This window comes from Corynebacterium sp. p3-SID1194 (assembly GCF_025144155.1).
Classification (GTDB): Bacteria; Actinomycetota; Actinomycetes; order Mycobacteriales; family Mycobacteriaceae; genus Corynebacterium.
Genome location: NZ_JALXWY010000001.1, coordinates 245,569 through 267,745, shown reverse-complemented (window position 1 = coordinate 267,745; position 22,177 = coordinate 245,569). Strand labels below are relative to the sequence as shown.

Below are 22,177 nucleotides of genomic sequence, written 5' to 3'. Positions count from 1 at the left end.
ATGACCCCACCCGCTCGCCGAGAAGGCACACCGGACAACAGCAAGGACGAGAAGTTCTTTCTCTCCAACGCCAAGCCCGCTAAGCACCAGAATGTCAGCTTGAGCAATAGGCGTGAAAACGCCGCGAAGAACGCTGAACAGAACCAAGAACCGCACCCGCTCGCCGATAATTGGTGGGATGAGCGCGAAGACCCCGTCGCGCCGCTTGGCAAAGCGATTGACGACGGCGATGACGCTCCCAGCAGCACCCCGAAGCGCAAAACAAGCGAGGGTATCCGTCTGCAAAAGGTCCTCGCCCAAGCGGGCGTGGCATCGCGCCGCCACTCCGAGGTGATGATCGACGAGGGCCGCATTGAGGTCAACGGCAAGATCATCCGCAAACAGGGCGTGCGCGTGGACCCGAACGTGGACATCATCCGCGTCGACGGCGTGCGCGTGAACGTCAACGAAGAGCACCAATACTTCGCGCTGAACAAGCCGCGCGGCATGCACACCACGATGGAGGACGACCTCGGCCGTCCTTGCGTCGGCGATCTCGTCGCAGACCGTATCGTGTCGGGTCAGCGCCTGTTCCACGTCGGCCGCCTGGACGCCGACACGGAAGGTCTGTTGCTGCTCACCAACGACGGCGAGTTGGCTAACCGCCTCATGCACCCGAAGTACGAGGTGTCCAAGACCTACCTCGCCACTGTCCTCGGTGAGGCGAAACCCCCGCTGGTCCGCGAGCTCAAGAAGGGCGTAGAGCTTGACGACGGCATCGCCAAGGCCGACTACGTCCAGATTGTGGATACCTACCAGGGTCAGTCGTTGGTGCGCCTAGAGATCCACGAAGGCCGCAAGCACGTGGTTCGCCGCATGCTCAAGGCAGCGGGTTTCCCGGTCCAGCGCCTCGTGCGCACGAAGATCCACACGGTCCAGCTCGGTGAGCTGAAACCGGGAGCGATGCGTGCACTCAACGACTCAGAGCTGACGGCTCTCTACAAGGCGGTGGATATGTAATGAGCGCGAAGCTTGTGAATATGCCTGACGGCGGACTGATCCTCGCGGTCGACGGGCCATCCGGCACCGGCAAGTCGACGACGTGCCGTGCTTTGGCCAAGCAGCTCGACGCGAAATACGTCGACACCGGCGCAATGTACCGTGTGGCCACGCTCGCTGTGCTGCGCGCGGGCATTGACCCGGCGGATACCGAAGCCGTCGTCGCCGCCACACGCGACCTTCCGTTGGAGATCTCCGATGATCCGGATTCCACCGAGGTCATTCTTGACGGGGAGAATGTCGCGGGCGAGATCCGCGGCCGCGAGGTCACGCAGATTGTCTCGGCGGTCTCCGCCATCCCCGACGTGCGCACGAACCTTGTTGAGCTGCAGCGCAAGCTCGCACGCGAAGCGCACCGCGCGATCGTCGAAGGTCGCGATATCGGCACGGTCGTGCTTATCGACGCCCCAGCGAAAGCCTTCCTTACCGCTTCCCCGGAGGTGCGTGCCACGCGCCGCTACAACCAGGACATTGCTGCGGGACGCGAAGTCGACTACGACACTGTTCTGGCTGATGTCGTCCGTCGCGACGAGCTCGATTCTTCCCGCGCAACGAGCCCGCTGCGTCCGGCGGATGACGCGGAGATCATCGACACCTCCGACATGGATAAGGACGAGGTCATCGGCGCACTGATCTCGCTCATTGAAAGGAGCGCGCGATGAGCGAGCAGAATCGACCGCGCGAGGAGCGCGAGACCGAATTCGAGTACACCCACTTCAATCCCGCCGATTACGACGGTGAGGTCGTCTCCGAGTACGAGGCTTACGAGGAGGCTTTTGAAGGCGAACTCGAGGAATTCGACGAGTCAGAATTCGGTCCTGCGGACTTCGGTGACGACGAAGACGACGAAGAAGGCGATAACGAATACACCGATGAAGAGTGGGAAGAAATCGGCCAGGCCTTCGGCATCAACCCTGACGGCCACATCGAGGAAGCGTTGCCGACGGTCGCGATCGTCGGCCGCCCGAATGTCGGCAAGTCCACTCTGGTGAACCGTTTCTTGGGGCGTCGTGAAGCTGTGGTCGAAGACCACCCCGGCGTGACCCGCGACCGCGTGAGCTACCTCGCCGACTGGAATGGCCAGCGTTTTTGGGTGCAGGACACCGGCGGCTGGGATCCGGATGCGAAAGGCATTCACGCGTCTATCGCCCACCAGTCAGAGGCAGCGATGGAGGACGCCGATGTCATCGTCATGGTCGTCGACGCGCACGTCGGTGTCACCGATTCAGACGCGTTCATGGCACGCAACCTCCAGCGTTCCGACGTCCCCATTCTCCTCGTAGCCAATAAATTCGAATCCGAGTCCCAGTGGGGCGATGTCGCCGAGTTCTACTCGCTCGGCCTGGGGGACCCGTGGCCGGTCTCCGCACTTCACGGCCGCGGCGGTGCCGATGTGCTCGACGAGATCGTGAAGGTCTTCCCCGAAACGCCGAAATCAGCCAGTTCGATCACGGAGGGGCCGCGCCGTGTCGCGCTCGTCGGCAAGCCGAATGTGGGCAAGTCCAGCTTGCTGAACAAGCTCTCCAAGTCGAAGCGCGCGGTCGTCGATAATGTCGCGGGCACTACCGTCGACCCGGTCGATGAGTTGATCCAGCTCGACGAGCGGCTGTGGCGCTTCATCGACACCGCGGGCCTGCGCAAGAAGGTCAAAAACGCGACGGGGCACGAGTACTACGCATCGCTGCGCACGCGCGGCACGATCGACGCTGCGGAAGTGTGCGTTGTGCTTATCGACGCCTCCCAGGAGATCACCGAGCAAGACCAGCGCGTCATCTCCATGGTGCTCGAAGCGGGCAAAGCAATGGTCATTGCCTTCAACAAATGGGACCTCATGGATGAGGACCGGCGCTACTATTTCGACCGGGAATTCGACTTGCAGCTCAACCAGCTGCCGTGGGTGTCCAAGATCAATATTTCCGCCGAGACTGGCCGCGGCCTGCACCGCCTCGAAAAAGAGATGATCACCGCCCTGGAGAACTGGGACAAGCGTATCTCCACCGGTCAGCTGAACAACTGGATGCGCGAAGCGATCGCTGCGAACCCGCCGCCGATGAAGAATAACCGTCTGCCGAAGGTCCTCTTCGCCACGATGGTGAGCACCCGTCCGCCCACAATCGTCCTGTTCACCACGGGCTTCCTCGACGGAGGTTATCGCCGCTACCTGGAGCGCAAATTCCGCGAGCAGTTCGGCTACCACGGCACCCCGGTCCGCTTCGCTGTCCGCGTGCGCGAGCGCAACCCGCGGAGACGCTAGATGGCCGCCAGCCGCCGGATCGCCCGCACAATCACGGTCAACGGACTCGAGCGCTCGTATCAGTGCTCCGTGCCTGTCGCGCTCGACGAGCCCTTACCGGTCGTGCTTGCGATCCACGGCAAAGGCGACAACGGCCTCGACTTTCTCATCGGCACGAATCTCGGTGCCGCGAACGCCATCGTCGCCGCACCTACTGGCCAGGGGCTCGCATGGAGTCCCGCGCCGTACGCTGTGACAACGCTCGAAGAAGACATAGCGCTTATCGACGCCATCACCTCCGACCTCCCCGCCACCTATCCCATCGACCGTGACCGGATCTATCTCGCAGGCTTTTCCAATGGCGGCGGCTTCGTCACCGCGTTGGCGGTGAGCGCACCGGAGAAATATGCCGGCGTCGCCACAGTCGCTGGGGCCATCCGCACAGACCTTGATGAGATCGCAGCCGGAGAACCCATCGATTACCTGAATATTCATGGCACCTGGGACGACGTCGTTCCCTACAACGGGCAGGACCGGGGCTCTCTCGGGTTGATTCGTGCAGCCACAGCTGTCACCGACGCTTTTGAGCGCCGCAACGGCGATCTTGCCCGTGCCGTGCACATTCCAGTCGAAGGCATGAGCCACGAATGGCCAGCGGGAGTATGGGCACGCGGGCGCGGCATCGATGTCACCGAAGAAATACTTGGCTTCTTCGGAATCGACATGCTCGATTAGTGCTCGCCAGCCCGCCGGTAGTAGAAAGCATCAGTGCGGTAGGGAAGAGGGATCGGCTGCCCCCGATCGAAACCGAGCCGCTCGTAGAGATACCACCGCAGATTATCGGCGACTTTAGCTCGAGTTTTCTCGTTCGTCCTAAGCCAATATGAACGAGTCCGAGCCAGCGCGAAGAGATGCTCGGGGGTGACGGGTTGGAACCAGCGCATGCGGAGCTCGTCGATAAGCTGCCATGGTTCGTGAACCGTGGGGTAGAAGCCCTCCCGGTGCACGTCCCCCGAGTGGCTGATGCGTGAGAGACGAAGAACCCACGGGTGGGAGACGTCGAGAGTATTCCAGCAAAGCATGAGCGCCCCGCCGCGGGCGACGACCCGGTCGGCTTCTGCGCTCGCTTGTTTCGTGTCCACCCAGTGCCATGTCTGCGCACTCACATAAGCGTCGACGGAATCATCCGCTAATCCGGTGGCCTCCGCCGTCGCGCGCCAGACCGGAACTTCGGGATAACGAGTCCGCAGAACATCGAGCATGCTGTGAGACGGGTCGAGCGCCCAGACCTTCCGCCCGGGTGAGAGCAATGTGGAGGTGAGTTTGCCGGTGCCGGCGCCGACGTCGATAAGCGTGCGTGCGTTGTTGACGAGGGCTGCGACGTCTGCTGGATACGTCGGCCGCACATCGTCATAATCATCTGAGCCGGAAGCGAAAGCACCAGCGGTGAACTCACGCGCCGCGGCGTCCGCGAAACCGGGCGCTTCCTTGCCGCTCGGTGTGAAATGCCGTGGCTCCGAGTGCGTGTTCATGGGAAGAAATCTACCTGCTCGCAGTCGATGAATTCAGTGTGAACCCTTCGGGCGCGCCACGCGAAAAACACATTTCGCTAATACGATGGCGTAGGTTCGCGTGCGGGTCCCAAACCCCGCCGCTTTAAACTCCTCGATCGAAAGATGACTCGCATTCCCGTGAAACGTCGCATTCGCCCAGCTGCCGCGCTCGCAGTTGCGCTATTGTCGATCGCCGGTCTCGGCGCGTGCGGAGAAAATGAAGAAGACCTCCAAGTCAACGACGCCACCAACGAAGTGCGCGAAGAAATCGCCGAGGCCGAAGGCGATTTCACCGGCGACCCCAGTACCTTCGCTCAGACAATTAAAGTCGGCGACCGCGAACGCGAGTACATGGTGACGACGCCGCCCGAGGTTGAAGACCGCGAAAACCTGCCTCTGCTCTTCGTCTTCCACGGCTACAAAATGACCGACGACTCCATGCGCAAGATCACCGAGTTCAATAAAGCCAATGCCGTCGTGGTGTACATGCAGGGCGCCAATACCGCGTGGGCCCCTGCGCCGTATGCTGTCACCTCTGGGCAGGAAGACCTCGACTTTTTCGATGCCGTGCGCCAGGAAATGCTCGACAAATACCCGATCAATCCCTCGCGCGTTTTTGCCGCCGGGCACTCTAACGGCGGGGGATTCGCCGCCTACACCGCTTGCAAACGCGCACACCAGCTCACGGGGATCGCCACTGTTTCAGCTGCCTACTACAACACCGTCTTCGACGGCTGCGCGCCGATTCCTACCAAGCAGATCGACTTCCACGGCACCAAGGACAACACCATCAAATACGACGGCGGGGTCCGCCACGACGCCGACTACAAACCGGTCATGGAAGTCATGGAAGAAGCCGCCGAACGCAACCACTGCGCCCCTGAGCCGGCGACCGAGAAATTCTCCCGCCCCGGCGAAGAATTCATCTGGAACCGCTGCGACGCCGAGCTACGCCATTATCGACTCGACGGCAGCACGCACATCTGGCCCGGTGCCGACGGCGACAAGGGCCCAGGCGACAACACCACCGATGACCTAGCCAGCCGGCAGATCCTCGACTTCTTCGGTATCTCCTACCGCGACACCTTGGGATAGGGAAGTGCCAGCTGCCAAGTGCCGTTGATCTTCTGCTTGTAGCCGACCTTGAGCTTCTCCGGTGCGCGCTCGCGTTCTTTTGGCGTGAGCTCATAGTGCTGCGGGAGCCCGTTCTTGCCGTACGACAAGGTCCGGTGGAGCTTCTCGAATGGCCCCGGCATGCCACGACGCTCCATCATCCAGGCGACCAGCAGAGTCACCAGCCACACGGCCGTGGAGAGGGCCATCTGGGCTGCAATGGGCCAGCCGTGCCCGATACCGAGCAAGAAAATCGCCGTGAGGGGGAACAAAATGATGGTCTGCCCGAGGTAGCCCGTCATCGAGCGTTTACCCAAGGCATTGAATGCGCTGAGCCACCCCGGAATCGCTTCACCTTGCGCGATGCGGCGCTGGATTGGGCGCATCGCCAGCATGACCGCGGCGAGGATGCCCGGCCCGGTCAGTCGGCCGAAAGCCTGGTTGAGAATCCCGAAAGCCGGCTCCCACTCGTAGGGGAGGACGCCCACCGACGACAGGCCGAACGGAATGCCGACGAAAACAACGACCAGAACGGTCACGACCACCCAGGCCCACAACCGCTTCGCGTACCTATCGACGTCCTCCATCACCCGTTCTCGTCCCCAAACGAAGCCAATGAGAATCATCGGGAAGATGAAAATCGTGGGCACAACCATTTCTTTCAATATGCCCAGCGACCTAAGCATCTGATCCATATAGGTAGCGCTGGCCTGGCTATAGAACATATCCATTGAGATCGTCGGGGCACCGGGGCCATTGATGAAGATCATCAATGCACCGAGAACGCACCACACACACCACGCGCCGAGCAAGACTCCAGCGATGATCCGCAATGTTCTATCGCTGAATCCGATGAACAGCGCCATGATTATGCCGCAGATGCCATACGCCGTGAGAATGTCCCCTGGGAAAAAGAAGATCAGGTGGACTAAGCCGAAGCAGAACAAGAAGAAGTAGCGTTTGGCGATCATCATCTTCGCCGCCCGGTTGGTGAATCCGCGCCGCCACAAACTTCCCAGGATCATGCCGATGCCCACTCCGAGCAGTACGGAGAACATCGACAATCCGCGCACGTGGACGAACATCGCCTGGAAGACGATCAGCACCTTGTCGAGCATGCTCGGATCAGGCCCAGTGCCGCCGAAGAAGCCCGAATGCGCCGCGTCGTTTGTCGCCAGCCAATTCGTCGGCACATTCGCGATCACAATGCCGAGCAGCGCCAGCCCTCGGGCCACATCGGGTGCGACATAGCGCACCTTGTTCACTCTCGCGCCTTGCTGCGGCCGGGTGACCATGACCGGATCCTTCCTCATAAAGGGGGGTTTTCACCTCTAATCATACTCCGCCCTTTTGGGCGGCTAAGTATGCCTCGCCTTTCGCGCGGTCCCGCACACGCGAAAAAATTTCGCGGTTTTGGAACCACGCTAAGAGTGTCTGTTTTCCCTCGTTGCGCGTCGCTATTTCGCTTATCGACGAACAACCCCACCAATCGCCCTGTGGATAATTTCGCGTTCTCCACAGGTTGGAAACTGCCTGGTTGGCAGTGCTGCGCGATGGGTTTAGCGTTTGTTGCGTGACTTCATTTGATTCGGTGCTGAGTGGGCTAGCGAGCCCGATGGACTTTCTGGCGGGGTTCGACCGTCAGAAAGCTCTTGATGCTGGCCTGGATCCGGCGATGGTCAGGAAGTGGGGGAAAGTCAACGACGTCTACTTCGGTAAAACGAAGTGGACCGCGAAACAGCGGAAGGCAGTGGAGTGCGCACGCGCGGCGGGATTCACCGCGGATCAGCTCCACTTGATCGAGAAAAAGCTGAATCATATCGATGACGAAGGCGAAAAATGGGCGTTGCGGTTCGAATTGCTCGGTGTCCGCGGGCAATACGACACTCTTGAGCGCAGGGCGAAAGAGATAGTCCCGGCTAAGGATGCGCCGGTACCGAAGAATGCCGTGCGGATCTCCAAGTCGAAGCAAGGAAAGATGCGACTTTCGGTAGTGGGTGACGAGCACGACATAGCGGCACTGGAAGCCGCGTTGCGACGAAAGGTCACCGCGCAGAGACCTGCAAGCCCGCAGATGTATGACGCGTTGATCGATCTGCTGTACAAGGGCGGGGGAGTCGCTCCCGAGGCACCGCGCCCGTTCGTGTTGATCCCGCTGCCGGACTACGTGGACATCATCGATGGTAAGGGCGATGACGTTATCCTCACGCTCACGAACGGAACCACGATGAGCGGCGCCGAGTATCTGCAAAGGGTACACGGCGAGGAGCTGAACGTCGGGCTTTTCGACGCCCACGCTGGCCCCGTCAACGCCTACCGTGCCCAAAGATTCGCCAACGACAAGCAGCGCATGCTGGCTAGTGCGGTGTCGCCGGTGTGTGTCGTGCCCGATTGCCGGCGTGGTGCCGACCACTGCGAAGTGCACCACATAACGCCGTGGTCGCGGGGCGGACAAACCAACATGAACAACCTGGCCATGTTGTGCACGTACCACAACAGAACGAACGATGACGCTCCGTGGAGACGAAAACGGGGCCGGGTCGTCAACGTCCGGGGCAGACCGTTTTGGAGATCCCCGCGAGGGTACCGGGCGATGAACGAACCGAACAGGAAAGGCGCGATGCACCAGCTGTTCGGGCCGCTGAGAATCTGATCACGAATCGGCCGGAGACAGGGCGAGAACGCAAAGAAGTTCTCGAAACAAGGGCGCTTGAAAAAGCGAAACCCGCACTAGCAGAACCGTGCGACACGATTTTCAGTGCGGGAGAAAATGGTCGGGCTGACAGGATTTGAACCTGCGACCCCTACACCCCCAGTGTAGTGCGCTACCAAACTGCGCCACAGCCCGTTGTTCATCGTGCGGGGCATGCCGTACGCGGAACGTCGGATAGATTACCGCACGGCCGAGTGATTGATGTAATCGGCTGGTCACGTAAAGTTGCCCCATGGGCAAGTTTGACTGGTTCTGGAAGGCGATGGGCTCATCTTCTGAGCGCAACGACAAGAAGTCGAAGGGCATCGTGTCTCAAGCGCACGGTCTGATCGCCGACTATGAGCAGCGCAGCGATGCGGAGTTGGTCGAGGCGGTCCGGGAGACGGTCGCCGACGGCCAGATCAAGAAGAAGCCGGAGTTTCTGGCGGTGCTGACGGTGGCGTCGGCACGCACGCTCGGCATGACACCGTTCGAGGTGCAAAACCAGGCAGTGCTGCGCCTGCTCGAAGGCGACGTGATCCAGATGGCCACGGGCGAGGGCAAGACGCTCGTCGGTGCGATGGCTGCGACAGGATTCGCGCTCACCGGCAAGCGTGTGCACCTCATCACGGTCAACGACTACCTCGCGGCGCGCGATGCGGACTGGATGCGTCCGCTCGTCGAGTTCTTCGGTCTCTCGGTCGCCTCAGTCACGGAAGCAACATCGCGCGACGACCGCGTGCGCGCTTACCGCAGCGATATTGTCTACGCGCCTGTCACGGAGATCGGGTTCGACCACCTGCGCGACAACCAGATCACGCACCGCGACCAGACAGTCCAGGTCGCTGCCGATGTCGCGCTCGTCGACGAAGCGGACAGTGTGCTTGTCGACGAAGCCTTGGTGCCCCTCGTCCTCGCCGGCGCCAAACCGGGGGAGCAAGCCACCGGCCAGATCACCGAGGCGGTGTCGCACCTTGTAGAAGGCAAGGACTACACCATCGATTCCGATCGGCGGAATGTGTTCCTCACTGACGACGGTGCGTCCAAAGTGGAACGTGCTCTGGGTATCGACTCGCTGTATTCCGACGAGAATATCGGCACGGTCCTCGTCCGCGTGAACCTCGCACTCCATGCCAAGGCGCTGCTGATCCGAGATGTCCACTACATCGTCAAGGACGGCAAGATCGATCTGGTGGACGCTTCCCGCGGTCGCGTCGCTGAGCTCCAGCGCTGGCCTGACGGGCTGCAGGCGGCAGTCGAGTCCAAGGAAGGGCTGGATGTTTCCGAAGGTGGACGCATTCTCGACCAGATCACCCTGCAGGCGCTCATGCGTCGTTACCCGCTGGTGTGCGGTATGACCGGTACCGCAGTGGAGGCGACGGATCAGTTGCGTCAGTTCTATGATCTCCACGTTTCCGTCATCGACCGTGCTAAGGAGTTGCGCCGCTTCGACGAAGCAGACCGTATCTACGCCACGATGGATGAGAAATTCGCGGCGATCGTCGACGAGATTGCGCACATCAACTCCACGGGCCAGCCGGTCCTCGTCGGTACGCACGATGTCGCAGAGTCCGAGGCACTTTCTGAAGCGCTGGAAAAGCGCGGTGTCACAGTGAATGTCCTCAACGCCAAAAACGACGCGGAAGAAGCGCGCATCGTCGCCGAAGCGGGCGATCTGGACCGTGTGACCGTGTCTACTCAGATGGCGGGACGCGGCACCGATATCCGACTCGGCGGCGCCGACGAATCCGACCGCAACGCCGTCGTCGAGCTCGGTGGGCTCGCCGTCATCGGTACCGCGCGCCACCGGACGGCGCGACTGGATAACCAGTTGCGCGGGCGCGCTGGCCGTCAGGGTGATCCGGGACTCAGTGTGTTCTTTGTCTCCCTCGAAGACGATATCGTCACTGCCGGCGGCGCAGATGAGCGCGTCAGCGCCCAGCCCGACGAGAACGGCCTCATCCAATCGAAACGCGTCCAGGACTTCATCGAGCACTGCCAGCGCGTGACCGAGGGCCAGCTGCTGGAGATCCACGCGCAGACCTGGAAGTACAACCAGTTGTTGGCGGACCACAGGGAGATCGTCGATAAGCGTCGTGCGTCGCTGCTGGATACCGATCAAGCCTGGCGCGAGCTCGCCGAACGCAATCCCGCGCGCGCTGCGGAGCTCGAAGGACAGGGGATCGATCGGGGCGTCCTTGAACAAGCAGCCCGCGAGATCATGCTGTTCCACCTCGACGACGAATGGTCCGAACACCTCGCGCTCATGGACGACGTGCGCGAATCGATCCACCTCCGCGCCATCGCGCGCGAGACGCCGATCACCGAGTTCCACCGCATCGCCGTCCGCGAATTCAAGGAGCTGGCCAACCGTGCCGTCGAGCGCGCCGTAGACACCTTCGACGCAGTGCTTATCGACGACGCCGGCGCACACCTTGCAGACGCCGGATGGAAGCGCCCGAACGCGACGTGGACGTACATGGTCTCCGACAACCCGCTCGCCGGCGGCGGAAACTCCGTAATATCCGGGATAGCCAGCATTTTCCGCTGATTCTGCGGTCGCGGTTGACCACGCCGCGGCCCTTCTAAACGCGTCCCGACCGCGCGCTGGGGGCAGTTGTCAGTATGATGATCGTGGACTTAAATTGAACTTGTATCCGTCGAAAGCGTCAGGAGAAGAGATGAGCGAGAACACCGGTACACCGGAGGCACAGGTAGAAACCACCTCTGTCTTCCGTGCGGATCTTCTGAAAGAGATGGAGACGGGAGCTAGCACCGCCTCTGACCACGTCGGTGGTGCTGATGGCCTGCCTGCAGATGCAGCACTCCTCGTGGTCAAGCGTGGCCCGAACGCCGGCGCACGCTTCCTGCTGGACCGCGACACCACCACCGCTGGCCGCCACCCGGAGGCAGACATCTTCCTCGACGATGTCACCGTCTCCCGTCGCCACGCTGAATTCCGTCGCAACGACGGCGAATTCGAGGTCGTCGATGTGGGATCCCTCAACGGCACCTACGTCAACCGCGAGCCGCGCAACTCTCAGACGCTGTCCACTGGCGACGAGATCCAGATCGGCAAATTCCGCCTCGTGTTCCTCGCTGACGAGGACTAAGAAGCAGTTGGGGTTTTCTCGCCCCGCACCGAAAGTTTTTCAGGGAAATCCTGATTAAAACTAGCCATTGTTGATCAGAGTTAGACAGAGTTGAACACTGTGAGCGCAATCCGGAAGACCAAGCCGAGCAAGGCACCCCGCTCGGGCACGAAGACCATGTCCATCGGCGTGGTGATCAAGTGCCTCAGCGAGGAGTTTCCGGATGTCACCGTGTCTAAAATTCGCTTCCTCGAGTCCGAAGGCCTGATCAGCCCGGAGCGCACCCAGTCCGGGTACCGTCGCTTTACCGAAGCCGATGTAGAGCGACTCCGCTACATCCTTATCACGCAGCGCGATAATTATCTCCCGCTGAAGGTGATCCGCGAACAGCTCGAGGCCATGGATTCCGGTAAGGTCACCGCGGTGATGAACGGCCAGAATACTGCGGATCCGCTCATCGCCCCAGAGCAATTCGCTGCACCGGCTGCCACGCGCCTGACCGACGACGACATCGCCGAGCAGGCCGAGTGCGACCCGCAGGTCGTCGCCCAGTGCATCGACGCTGGTCTGATTGTTCCCGACGCATCTGGCATGTTCACGCTCGATGACGTCCGAGTTGTCTCCACCGCAGTCTCGTTGACCGATTTCGGCTTGGACTCTCGTCACCTGAAGCGCATCCGCCTGTCCGCTAGCCGTCAGGCGGACCTGATCGAGCAGGTCACTGATCCCGTCGCTAAGTCGGGTCGGGCTGCCGCCAAGCAAGAAGCCGGCGAGGTCAGCCAGCAAATGACGGCACTGGTCGTCTCGCTCCACGCAGCGCTGGTGAAGAACGAGCTTCGCCGCGGTTTGAATTAACCAATCATGAGCACTGTTCCTGTTTCTCTGTGCGGGGTGTTTCCCGTCGGCCCCGAGAATTTCCTCTGCGCGGTCCTACTGTGGGAAGAACGTCGGCGTTTCCTGCCGATCTGGCTCTCACCCGTTGGCGGGGCTCAGCTACTCGGCCGGATCGGGGAGTGGGAACCAGCCCGCCCCGACACCCACAACCTGCTGGTAGATGTCATCGAGCAGTCCACAGCCGGAGTCGCTGCGATTGAACTGACCAGCTACTACAACGGTGTGTACCTAGCGCAGGTCACCATGGAAGACGGCGCCGAATTCGACTGCCGCCCGACCGACGCGCTGGTGCTTTCCCTCATGCTCGATATTCCTCTCGAGGTAGAAGAGGACGTCCTGAATCAAGCTTCGTTGTGGTTGAGTGCGGAGGATGCCGCCGACTATTTTGACATCGAATTCACGTCGGAATTCGCAGACGACAGCGGAAGCGAAGACGCTGGCCGCGGAAATTCTGCGAGCGGTGATAAGCAGGCGGACCTCGACTTCGAAAACCTCATGCGCGAACTAGGCGTCGAGGAGAAAGATCTGGGGTTCGGAAGTACTGGTGATACTCAAGGTGACAGTGGGAAAGACCAACCCTATAGTTAAAGTTGAGGTTGAAACTTCGGCGTGTTGAACGCCGTGCCCTTGACCGCAGCATATGCTTGCCTTTAAATAGCCATTAGGCTCTTTCCTAAACTTCATGGGAGTAATTACGTGAGTACGATCGATAACGTCACCGCCGCCGACGGTGCCGAAGCGCCTGTTCAGGAGACCCTCTTCGACCTTGGGCCCTCCGACGAGGTCGGCTACCGTGTGCCGATTGCCTGCCAGGTTGCCGGCATCACCTACCGCCAGCTCGACTACTGGGCACGCACTGACCTGGTTCGCCCGTCCATCCGCAACGCCACAGGCTCGGGTTCCCAGCGCCTGTACTCCTTCAAGGACATCCTGGTCCTGAAGATCGTCAAGGGCCTGCTCGACACCGGTATCTCGCTGCAGAATATCCGCCTTGCAGTCGACAAATTGCGTGACCGCGGTATCAACGAGATCTCCGAGATCACCCTCGTCTCCGACGGCACCACCGTCTACGAGTGCCGCAGCAACGACGAGATCATCGACCTCCTTGGCGGTGGCCAGGGCGTGTTCGGCATCGCCGTCCCGCAGATCGTCAAGGAACTCACCGGCACCATTTCCGCCTTCCCGTCCGAGCGCATCGGTGGCGCTACCGAGGACGAAGGCGACAACGTTGTCGCACTCGACGAGCTGGCTGACCGCCGTCGTCGCCGCAGCTCCTAAGAGCCTCACGTACTCCCTTTAGTTTCTAAGGGTGCGGCTTCCCCGTAGTTGGGGGAGTCGCACCCTTTTGCTTTGGCTACTTCAGACCAGCGGCAGCGCGGATCGCAGCGTCGAGGTCGTCTGGGGTGGGGGCATCGGTGGTGAACTCGGCGGCGTCGGCAAGCTGATCGTCGGTGTCGCCGTCGCCAACCCGGACGATGGACAGCGATACACCCTTGTCCTTGGCCTCGTCGAGAGCTTGCACGGCGTACTCGTCGGCGGCATCGGCGGAGCCCGACGTGATGAGGACGATGCGTACCGGTGCGTCGGTGGTTGCTTCCGTCTCCGCATAGTCGACAGCCGCGCCGACGGCCTCGCGGGTTTGCGGCTGGCCGTCGTTGAGGAACCGGGAGGCGGTGCCGGTGACAGAGTCGGCGTCGCCGGTGAAACCGACGTTGGTGCGGTAACCCTGGGTCACGCCCGGAGTGAGCGGTGAGGAGTAGTTCCACAGCGCGACCTCGTGACCTGCGCCGGTGATGTCGCCGACGGCAGCGTCAATGACCTCAGCAGCCGGGTCGTTGAACTCGCTCATGTTGGCAGATGTGTCGAGCAAGAAGAGAGTTTTGTTCGGTTCACTTGGGGAGCCGGCTGCAGCACTGTCGTCAATGTCCTGGTCAGCGTCGACGGCCTGCGGGTCGGTGATGCGTTTTCCACCCTGGGGCTTTGCAGCGGACCAGACCGGTTCGCTGACGTCTGCCGGATTGGTGTCGGCTTCGCCGTGGGCATCTATAAACATCTTCCCGCTGTAGTCGGAAAACGCCTGAGCAGCGCGGGTCTCTTCCTCGTTGACCTCATTGGTGGTGTTCAGAGGGAATGCGGCGTAGACCAGCTCTTTGCCGTCGAGAGCAGTGAAGGTGAAGCCTTCCGGTGCGGCGTCTTCGGTAGTGGCCACAGCCTTATCTTTTTCCGTGGCAGCGTATGCAACGGCTTGGACCCGCTGCTCGGTGAGGGCCTTCGCAGCGGCTTCGTCGTTCTCGGCGAGTGCCTGTGCGACGATGGCGGACGTTTCGGGCTGCTCGCCGGTGGGGAAGAGGACAGTCTCGAGAGCAGGCGCTGCGGCATCAGCGGCGGCGGTGCCGACGGGCGAGGCGTAGACAGCGACGGGGTCGTTAGTGGTGGAGCTGCGGTCGGCAGCGGAGACTTCTTCGGTGGTCACCGGGGAGACTGGTGCGACATAAGCGGCGGCTTCCTCGATTGAGTCGACATATTCCGGTTTCACGCAATAATCGCGGACGACGGGTTTGGAGGCGGCGTAGTCGTCGATAAGCTGCTCTCCCACGGCTTTGCTCGCGGCGGCGACGGGGAGGCGGAGATCGCCGGAGACGCATTCGGCCTGCTCGTCGGAGGCAGAGTTCTCGCCGTTATCGCGGAGGAACAGCCATGCCACAACGGCAGCGATCACCAGAGCGATGGCCACAAGGAGCGCTATGACCTCCTTGGACAGAGAGTAGTTATTCTTTCCGGTGGAGTGCCGTCCCATGGCTTGGGCCCCTTTCGAGCAGACATCTTCCCGGCCAGTTTAGTCCTCAAGAACCGCTTCAAGGATCGCGACGAGGCGGTGTCGCAGGGGTTTTGCGCGTTCGGTGAAACCGCGCTGCCGGGCGACGTACTCCGCTTTGCCCTCCGGGGTCTCAATCGGCACGACGCCGTAGCCAAGTTCGCGGCAATCGTACGGTGAGGCCTCCATGTCGAGCAGGCGAATATCGCGGGCGAGCTCGAAGCAATCGAGAAGAAGCTCACCGGGTACAAGTGGCTCCATCTTTGCCGCCCACTTATAAAGGTCCATGCCGACGTGGAGGCAGCCGGCCTGTTCGTGGGCCGGACGCATTGTGTTGTTCAGGACCGTCAGATTCAACGGCTTCGCGGGCGGAGTGAAGAATCGGTACGCGTCGAAGTGGGTGCACTTGATATCGTGCTTTTCGACGACCGCGTCAGTCTCCTTCTGACTCAGACGCAAGGGGAGCGGGTGCCGGTGGTTTTCTTGGCGGTAGACCATGGCCCACTCGTGCAGGCCGAAACAGTCGAATTGGGCGCGGTTATCTTCTGAGGCACGCAGGAGGGTAAGCACCTTATCCATCGCATTGCCGCGGTGCGAAAGGAAGCTATCGACATCAGCGCAGACAGTGCCGTCCTGCTTGACCGTGTAATCGCGCCAGTGGGTGTGGGGTGCATCGGTAGCGTCGATAAGCGTTGCGTCCAGCCCAGGATGCCACCGCAACACGCGCGACGGGCGAATGGAGTAATAGTCGAACAGAAAGTCCCAGATCGGGTGCTTCTCCCCGCGCGAGCGACGCTGCAGGTGAGGGTCGATCCATTCGCGCGCACGCTGCTCGTGCCGCTTCATGCGGTCGGTCCATTGAGCGCGGGTGAGCTGCTGCATAGCCTGGGTCAATCGTCCTCGTGGGTCCAGTCGGACACGGTGCCGACGTATTCCTCAATGAGGTCCTCGAGCGCCAGCACACCGACCAGCTCGCCGTTATCGCGCACCTGCGCCATGTGTGCGGAACGGCGGTGCATCGAGGTGAGAGCATCGTCCAAGCTGCCGGAACCGTCCACGATGCTGAGCCTGCGGATACGGTTCTGCGGAATCACCGGGTTCGCCGCATCGGATTCCAGGAGGTCCAAAACGTCCTTGACGTGGATATACCCGACCAGTGCACCAGCGGAACCTTCCACCGGATAACGGGAATACCCCGTTTCCTGGACAGCCTTCTCCAACGCGGAAAGAGGAATACCGCCGCGGGAATGGGGGATGGTCACCACCTGGTCGATGGGGATCATCACTTCCTTGAAGCTGCGGTGCTCCGTAGACAAGGCGTTAGCGAGCCGGGCCGTCTCCTCGGCGTCCAGCAAGCCCTCCTGGCGAGATTCTTGGATCATATTCGCCAGCTGCTCTTGGTCCACAGTGGAATCAAGCTCATCGCGCTGCTCCACGCCAACAAGCTTGAGCGTGAACCGAGCGAGCTCATTGAGCGCATAGATCAATGGGCGGGTGAGCTTCACCCACACATTCATCATCGGGGTCAGCCACACGGCGAGAGTTTCCGGGCCGGCGATCGCGATATTCTTCGGGATCATCTCGCCGAAAATAATGTGCAGAACCGTGATGATCAGCAGGGCGATCACGAATGCGATCGGGTGCAGCAAGTTCTCCGGCACACCGAGCTCCGTGAACGGATATTCGAGGAAGTGCGCGATAGCCGGCTCGGCGACCTTACCCAGGATCAGCGATGCGATGGTGATGCCGAATTGGGCGCCGGCCAGGTAAATCGACAGGTTCTCGGTCGCTGTCAACGCCCTGCGCGCGCCCTTTTTGCCCTGCGCGAGCATGGACTCGAGGCGATCCTTGCGGGAAGACACCAGCGCGAATTCGATGGCGACAAAGAAAGCGTTGGCCAAAAGCAGCGCGATGATGAGAAGTGCAGCTACCCAAATGCTCATGCGGACCACCTCGCTGCATCCTCGTCGGAGATAGGCGTGAGAATCGCCTTATCCAGTCGGCGGCCTTCCATCACTGAGACGCGGGCGAGCCAGCGACCCGCGTTACCGGACTCGAAATCGTCCTGCACTTCGTTATCGGATACTGGCAGGAGCACTGTGTCGCCAACCTGGGGCACACGGCCCAGGGCCGACATGAACAGCCCACCCAATGTCTCGTACGGGCCGTCAGGAGCGAGGTAGGTGGTGCGTTCTGCCAGCTCATCGAGACGGACGAGACCAGAGACCTCCCAGGAAGAGCCGAAGCGGTGGAAGTCGCGCTCGGATTCGCGGTCGTCGTGCTCGTCGTAGACTTCACCGAGAATCTCCTCGACGACATCCTCGATGGTGACAAGGCCTTGGGTACCGCCGTATTCGTCCGCGACGAGAACCATCTGCGAACCTGCCGAACGGACCTGGTTGAGAACGGCATCGCCGTCGAGAGTGCCCGGCACGAAGGACACCGGCTTCGCTAATGATCCGAGCAGGGTCGTGGCGCGCTCGTCGCGAGGCACCGAGAAAGCGTCTTTGATGTGCACGAGCCCGACGGTGTCGTCGAGGTCGCCGCGCCGGACAGGGAAGCGGGAGTGTCCGGTCTCGATGGCCAGGGCGATCAGGTCGCTGACGGTGTCCTCGACGTCAAGAGAGTTGACCGTAGAGCGCGGCGACATGACCTCTTCCGCCGTGGTCTCGCCGAATTGGAGCGAGCGGTCGAGCATTTTCGCGGTCGCGGCATCTAATCCGCCGGCTTCAGCTGAGCTACGCACCATGGCGCCCAGCTCCGGGCCCGAACGGGCAGAAGCCAATTCATCCGCCGGCTCAATACCGAGTTTGCGCACGAACCAGTTCGCCGACGCGTTGAGTCCCTTGATGAACCAGGCGCACACAGTGTTGAACGCGTTCACCGGTGGAACCACGAAGCGTGCGGTGTGCAAAGGATTGGAGATCGCCAGGTTCTTCGGCACGAGCTCGCCGAAGACCATCGACAGCGTCGTGGCCACGATAAGGGCGAGGATTAAGGCGACAGGGCGTGCGGCTGATTCGCTCAACCCAACGAGTTCAAGAAGCGGCCCGAAGAACCGGGCGAGGACGGGCTCAGCGAGAAAACCTGTCGCCAGCGTCGTGATGGTGATGCCGAGCTGCGCGCCGGAGAGCACGAACGAGAGATTGCCGTGGTCGCGCTGCACAGCGCGCGCGGTCTTATCGCCCTTTTCCTGGACGTGCGACTCGATGGTGGAGCGTTCAAGGCCCGTCATCGCGAATTCGATCGCGACGAAAAGGCCGGTGGATGCCGTGAGCAGCACGAAGCCGATCAGGGCGAGAATGGAGATCAATATGTCCATGGGTGTTTAAGGCTCGTTGCGCCTGGAACTCCTTTTCCGGCGGCGCCCACCGTTGCCGTTGCGGTTTTTCTGAGTGTGAGCGTTGCGTTGTTGCCGCCCGCGCCGATGGCGCGAGGTCGAGGGTGCCGTGGTCTGGCCCGGCGGCGGGAGCGGTTCGCCGTTGGGCTCACGCGCTCCCGTGATCTTAGCAAGCTCGGCAGAGTCGGCGGTAACCTTGACTTTCTTTGCTTCCACGCCGGCTTTGCGCAGGAGCTGGTCGACGTCTTTGCGCTGCTCGTCCATAACGAGGGTGACAACGGTTCCGGAGGTGCCGGCACGCGCGGTGCGGCCGGCGCGGTGCAGGTAAGCCTTGTGTTCAGCAGGCGGGTCGATGTGGACGACGAGAGAGACGTCGCTGATGTCGATGCCGCGTGCGGCGATATCAGTGGCGACGAGCACGGGCAGGGAACCGTCGGCAAAGCCTTCGATGGCGCGTGTGCGCGCTCCTTGGCCCTTATCGCCGTGCAGGCCCTGCGCATTGATGCCGACGCGCCGCAGCTTCTTCACCTGCCGGTCGACGCCGTGCTTCGTACGCATGAACATGATGGTCTTTCCATCGCGCGCGGCGATAAGCGGGACGATCGCATTGCGCGCCTCGCGGTCGCCGACAAGAAGCTGATAGTGCTCCATGGAATCCACGGCTGCAGCGGCGGGCGCAGTCGAGTGCGTTACGGGATCGTCGAGGTAACGGCGCACAAGCTTATCGACGTCGCCATCGAGCGTCGCCGAGAAAAGCAGACGCTGGCAGGTGGCGGGCGTGGCGTCGAGAAGCTTTCGAACTTGGGGCAAAAACCCCATGTCTGCCATTTGGTCGGCTTCGTCGAGAGCTGTGATCTCGACTGCGTCGAAGCTGAGCTTCCCCTGGTCGATGAGGTCCTGTGCGCGACCGGGCGTGGCCACGAGAACATCGACGGGGGCGGCGAGGGAACGAATGTGGTTGTTGATGTTCACTCCGCCGACGACTTCGATGACGCGGAGGTTCACGGCAGCTGCTGGCTCGTCGAGACGCTGGCGGATCTGTGCGGCGAGCTCACGCGTCGGCGCGAGAATCAGTCCGCGCGGATGCCCCGGGCGAGAAGGTTTGCCGGCGAGGAGCGCGAGCATCGGAAGCCCGAAAGTAAACGTCTTGCCGGAGCCAGTGGGGCCACGACCGAGGACATCGCGGCCGTCGATCACAGCTGGGATCGCAGCCTGCTGAATGGGAAAAGGTTCGGTAATGCCCTGGCCATCCAGGATGTTCACGATGGGCTGCGGCAGCCCTAAATCAGAAAAAGAAGGCACCGAGGGGAGTCTACCGATCTCCCCGCGGCGTGTGCGGTTTAGTAGGTGATTTCCTCGCGCTCGCCCGACCACGTCGTGTGGAAGGTGCCTTCCATGTCGACGCGTTTGTAGGTGTGCGCGCCGAAGAAATCGCGCTGGCCCTGAATCAATGCCGCAGGCAGGCGATCGGAGCGCAGCGAATCGTAGTAGGACAGGCTCGACGCGAAGACCGGGATCGGCAGACCCAGCTGCGTTGCGGTGATGACCACGCGACGCCAGGACTCGATCAGGCCGTTTTCCAGCTCGCCGCGGAAGTACGGGTCGAGCAGCAGCGACGGCAACTCCGGATCGTTGTTGTATGCCTCGGTGATGCGGTTCAGGAATTTCGCGCGGATAATGCAGCCGCCGCGCCAGATGGTGGCCAGATCCTGCGGCTTAAGGCCCCAGCCGTACTCCTTGGAGCCAGCGTTGATCTCATCGAAGCCCTGCGCGTAGGCGACGAGCTTGGAGGCGTAGAGCGCACGGCGGACATCCTCGACGAACTGAGCCTTGTCCACTCCGAGGGACTCCAGCGTCGCCGTCTCGCCAGACGGCAGCCCAGTTTGCTTGACTGCCTCGCGCTGAGCGAGCGCCGACGACAATGCGCGGGCGAAAACCGCTTCACCGATGCCGGTGGTGGGCACGCCGAGATCCAGCGCTTCCTTGACTGTCCAGCGACCGGTGCCCTTCTGGCCAGCGGCGTCGACAATGATGTCGATGAACGGCTTGCCAGTCTTCGCGTCGACCTGGCGCAGAACTTCAGCAGTGATTTCGATCAGGTAGGAGTCGAGGTCGCCCTGGTTCCACTCGGAGAAGATCTCTGCCAGCTCCGCCGGTTCAATGCCAGCGGCATAGCGCAACAGGTGGTAGGCCTCGCCGATGACCTGCATGTCGGCGTACTCGATACCGTTGTGGACCATCTTGACGAAGTGGCCGGCGCCGTCCGGGCCGATGTGCGTCACGCACGGGGTGCCGTCGACCTTGGCGGAGATGTCCTCGAGCAGGGGACCGAGCGTCTCCCAGGACTCCTTCGGGCCGCCCGGCATGATCGACGGGCCGCGCAGCGCGCCTTCTTCGCCGCCGGAGATGCCGGCGCCCACGAAGTGGCGGCCCTTCGCCGCGACCTCTTTTTCGCGGCGGATCGTGTCGGTGAACAGGGAGTTGCCTCCGTCGATGATGATGTCGCCCTCGTCCATCGCTTCGACGAGCTGGTCGATGACAGCGTCGGTGGCCTTGCCCGCCTGAACCATGATCACGGCCTTGCGCGGGCGCTCCAGGGAGGCGACGAAATCCTCGATCGTCTCCGACGGAATGAACGAGCCCTCATCGCCGTACTGCTCCATGACCGCGCGGGTCTTCTCCGGGGAGCGGTTGAAAATAGCCACGGTGTGGCCGCGGGAAGCGAAATTGCGGGCCAGATTGGAGCCCATCACTGCCATGCCCACGACACCGATCTGTGCCTGGCCGGTAGTCGGAGTTCCGTCAGTGGCTGCAGTAGCGGGGGATGCGTCATTCGAAGTCATGCCCTTGAGCATACGCACGCGGTATCGGGTGTTCAGCTAACCGGGGAGCTAAATTTTCCGGAGCTTTTTCTTGGTCCGGCATTTCGAACTAGTTTCGGTGCTAAAGTCAGTTTCTATGGATATCAACGACCTCAAGCACCTGCAGAACCGCCAGCTCAACGATGAGGAACTCGCCGCACTCAACGCCGCCAGCACCGAATTCGATTCGTTTATCGGCCTGAAATTCACGGCCTTCGGCCCCGAGAAGATCGTCGCGGAGGTTGAGGCGCAACCGAAGCACCACCAGCCCGCCGGCGTGGTCAACGGCGGAGTTTTCTGCTCCATCGGTGAGACCATGGGGTCCTTCGCCGGCTACCTCGCCGCCGGTGCCCCGGTCGTCGGAATGAACAACAGCACCGATCTGCTGCGCAGCGTCACCGACGGCGTGATCGAGGCCGAGACGACTCCGGTGCATGTGGGCCGCCGCACGCAGCTGTGGCGCACCGAGATGCGCTCGGACGGCAAGCTCGTCGCGGTGTGCTCCCTGCGCACGATGGTGATGGATGCCTAGCGTCTCAATTTCGC

20 protein-coding genes and 1 tRNA gene are annotated in these 22,177 nt (G+C 61.7%); 12 read left to right on the top strand and 9 right to left on the bottom strand.

Features of this window, described 5'->3' with window-relative positions:
• Genes M3G19_RS01335 through M3G19_RS01320 form a run of 4 tightly spaced genes read left to right on the top strand, consistent with a single transcriptional unit; the run spans nt 1 to nt 4,006 of the window.
• Nucleotides 1-999 carry a pseudouridine synthase gene (locus tag M3G19_RS01335; protein WP_259900073.1) on the top strand — a complete coding sequence of 333 codons (999 nt, stop codon included), beginning with the start codon at nt 1-3 and terminating at the stop codon, nt 997-999.
• The gene (gene cmk, locus M3G19_RS01330) at nt 999-1,700 is read left to right on the top strand and encodes a (d)CMP kinase (RefSeq protein ID WP_259900072.1); all 702 of its coding nucleotides are present in this window, start codon (nt 999-1,001) and stop codon (nt 1,698-1,700) included. Before M3G19_RS01335 ends, cmk begins: the two co-directional genes overlap by 1 nt.
• Nucleotides 1,697-3,292, top strand: coding sequence for a ribosome biogenesis GTPase Der (der, locus tag M3G19_RS01325; protein WP_259900060.1), 1,596 nt, complete (start codon nt 1,697-1,699; stop codon nt 3,290-3,292). The genes cmk and der overlap by 4 nt, the downstream gene beginning before the upstream one ends.
• Complete coding sequence (locus tag M3G19_RS01320; RefSeq protein WP_259900058.1) at nt 3,293-4,006, top strand: PHB depolymerase family esterase; 714 nt, start codon at nt 3,293-3,295, stop codon at nt 4,004-4,006.
• Here the strand turns inward: M3G19_RS01320 and M3G19_RS01315 are convergent.
• Complete coding sequence (locus M3G19_RS01315; protein ID WP_259900056.1) at nt 4,003-4,803, bottom strand: class I SAM-dependent methyltransferase; 801 nt, start codon at nt 4,801-4,803, stop codon at nt 4,003-4,005. The genes M3G19_RS01320 and M3G19_RS01315 overlap by 4 nt on opposite strands.
• 144 nt (nt 4,804-4,947) lie before the next feature.
• Between M3G19_RS01315 and M3G19_RS01310 the strand changes: the two genes are divergently transcribed.
• On the top strand, nt 4,948-5,919 hold the full coding sequence (locus M3G19_RS01310; RefSeq protein ID WP_259900055.1) for a PHB depolymerase family esterase: 972 nt from the start codon (nt 4,948-4,950) through the stop codon (nt 5,917-5,919).
• Here the strand turns inward: M3G19_RS01310 and M3G19_RS01305 are convergent.
• Nucleotides 5,898-7,250, bottom strand: a complete 1,353-nt coding sequence (locus M3G19_RS01305) for a DUF418 domain-containing protein (RefSeq protein WP_259900051.1) — start codon at nt 7,248-7,250, stop codon at nt 5,898-5,900. The genes M3G19_RS01310 and M3G19_RS01305 overlap by 22 nt on opposite strands.
• 260 nt (nt 7,251-7,510) lie before the next feature.
• Between M3G19_RS01305 and M3G19_RS01300 the strand changes: the two genes are divergently transcribed.
• Entirely contained in the window at nt 7,511-8,590 is a 1,080-nt protein-coding gene (locus tag M3G19_RS01300) for an HNH endonuclease signature motif containing protein (RefSeq protein ID WP_259900050.1), read from the top strand.
• Nucleotides 8,591-8,708: 118 nt separating this feature from the next.
• Here M3G19_RS01300 and M3G19_RS01295 read toward each other — a convergent pair.
• Nucleotides 8,709-8,785, bottom strand: a tRNA-Pro gene (locus tag M3G19_RS01295).
• A gap of 97 nt (nt 8,786-8,882) precedes the next feature.
• On the opposite strand from M3G19_RS01295, the gene secA2 reads away from it, so the two are divergent.
• The 5 genes from secA2 (at nt 8,883) to M3G19_RS01270 (ending at nt 13,893) form a co-directional block, all read left to right on the top strand.
• Nucleotides 8,883-11,180, top strand: coding sequence for an accessory Sec system translocase SecA2 (gene secA2, locus M3G19_RS01290; RefSeq protein ID WP_259900048.1), 2,298 nt, complete (start codon nt 8,883-8,885; stop codon nt 11,178-11,180).
• Nucleotides 11,181-11,310: 130 nt separating this feature from the next.
• A complete protein-coding gene (gene odhI, locus M3G19_RS01285; protein ID WP_259900046.1) occupies nt 11,311-11,742 on the top strand; it encodes an oxoglutarate dehydrogenase inhibitor Odhl in 432 nt (143 codons plus the stop codon).
• 99 nt (nt 11,743-11,841) lie between these two features.
• Nucleotides 11,842-12,576 (top strand): MerR family transcriptional regulator, encoded by a 735-nt coding sequence (locus tag M3G19_RS01280; protein WP_396121726.1) that lies wholly within the window; start codon nt 11,842-11,844, stop codon nt 12,574-12,576.
• A gap of 6 nt (nt 12,577-12,582) precedes the next feature.
• A complete protein-coding gene (locus tag M3G19_RS01275) occupies nt 12,583-13,203 on the top strand; it encodes a bifunctional nuclease family protein (RefSeq protein ID WP_259900045.1) in 621 nt (206 codons plus the stop codon).
• Nucleotides 13,204-13,320: 117 nt separating this feature from the next.
• Nucleotides 13,321-13,893, top strand: coding sequence for a MerR family transcriptional regulator (locus tag M3G19_RS01270; RefSeq protein ID WP_259900231.1), 573 nt, complete (start codon nt 13,321-13,323; stop codon nt 13,891-13,893).
• A gap of 76 nt (nt 13,894-13,969) precedes the next feature.
• Here the strand turns inward: M3G19_RS01270 and M3G19_RS01265 are convergent, their stop codons facing one another.
• Genes M3G19_RS01265 through gndA form a run of 6 tightly spaced genes read right to left on the bottom strand, consistent with a single transcriptional unit; the run spans nt 13,970 to nt 21,613 of the window.
• The gene (locus tag M3G19_RS01265) at nt 13,970-15,412 is read right to left on the bottom strand and encodes a vWA domain-containing protein (protein WP_259900044.1); all 1,443 of its coding nucleotides are present in this window, start codon (nt 15,410-15,412) and stop codon (nt 13,970-13,972) included.
• Nucleotides 15,413-15,451: 39 nt separating this feature from the next.
• Nucleotides 15,452-16,312, bottom strand: coding sequence for a 3-methyladenine DNA glycosylase (locus M3G19_RS01260; protein ID WP_259900043.1), 861 nt, complete (start codon nt 16,310-16,312; stop codon nt 15,452-15,454).
• Nucleotides 16,313-16,320: 8 nt separating this feature from the next.
• On the bottom strand, nt 16,321-17,373 hold the full coding sequence (locus M3G19_RS01255) for a hemolysin family protein (RefSeq protein WP_259900042.1): 1,053 nt from the start codon (nt 17,371-17,373) through the stop codon (nt 16,321-16,323).
• Nucleotides 17,370-18,752, bottom strand: coding sequence for a hemolysin family protein (locus M3G19_RS01250; RefSeq protein WP_259900041.1), 1,383 nt, complete (start codon nt 18,750-18,752; stop codon nt 17,370-17,372). The genes M3G19_RS01255 and M3G19_RS01250 overlap by 4 nt, the downstream gene beginning before the upstream one ends.
• Nucleotides 18,753-18,758: 6 nt before the next feature.
• Nucleotides 18,759-20,072 carry a DEAD/DEAH box helicase gene (locus tag M3G19_RS01245; RefSeq protein ID WP_259900040.1) on the bottom strand — a complete coding sequence of 438 codons (1,314 nt, stop codon included), beginning with the start codon at nt 20,070-20,072 and terminating at the stop codon, nt 18,759-18,761.
• Between the two features lie 38 nt (nt 20,073-20,110).
• Nucleotides 20,111-21,613 (bottom strand): NADP-dependent phosphogluconate dehydrogenase, encoded by a 1,503-nt coding sequence (gene gndA, locus M3G19_RS01240; protein WP_259900038.1) that lies wholly within the window; start codon nt 21,611-21,613, stop codon nt 20,111-20,113.
• A 115-nt stretch (nt 21,614-21,728) separates the two neighbouring features.
• On the opposite strand from gndA, the gene M3G19_RS01235 reads away from it, so the two are divergent.
• Nucleotides 21,729-22,163 (top strand): PaaI family thioesterase, encoded by a 435-nt coding sequence (locus M3G19_RS01235; RefSeq protein WP_259900036.1) that lies wholly within the window; start codon nt 21,729-21,731, stop codon nt 22,161-22,163.
• Nucleotides 22,164-22,177 lie beyond the last annotated feature (14 nt).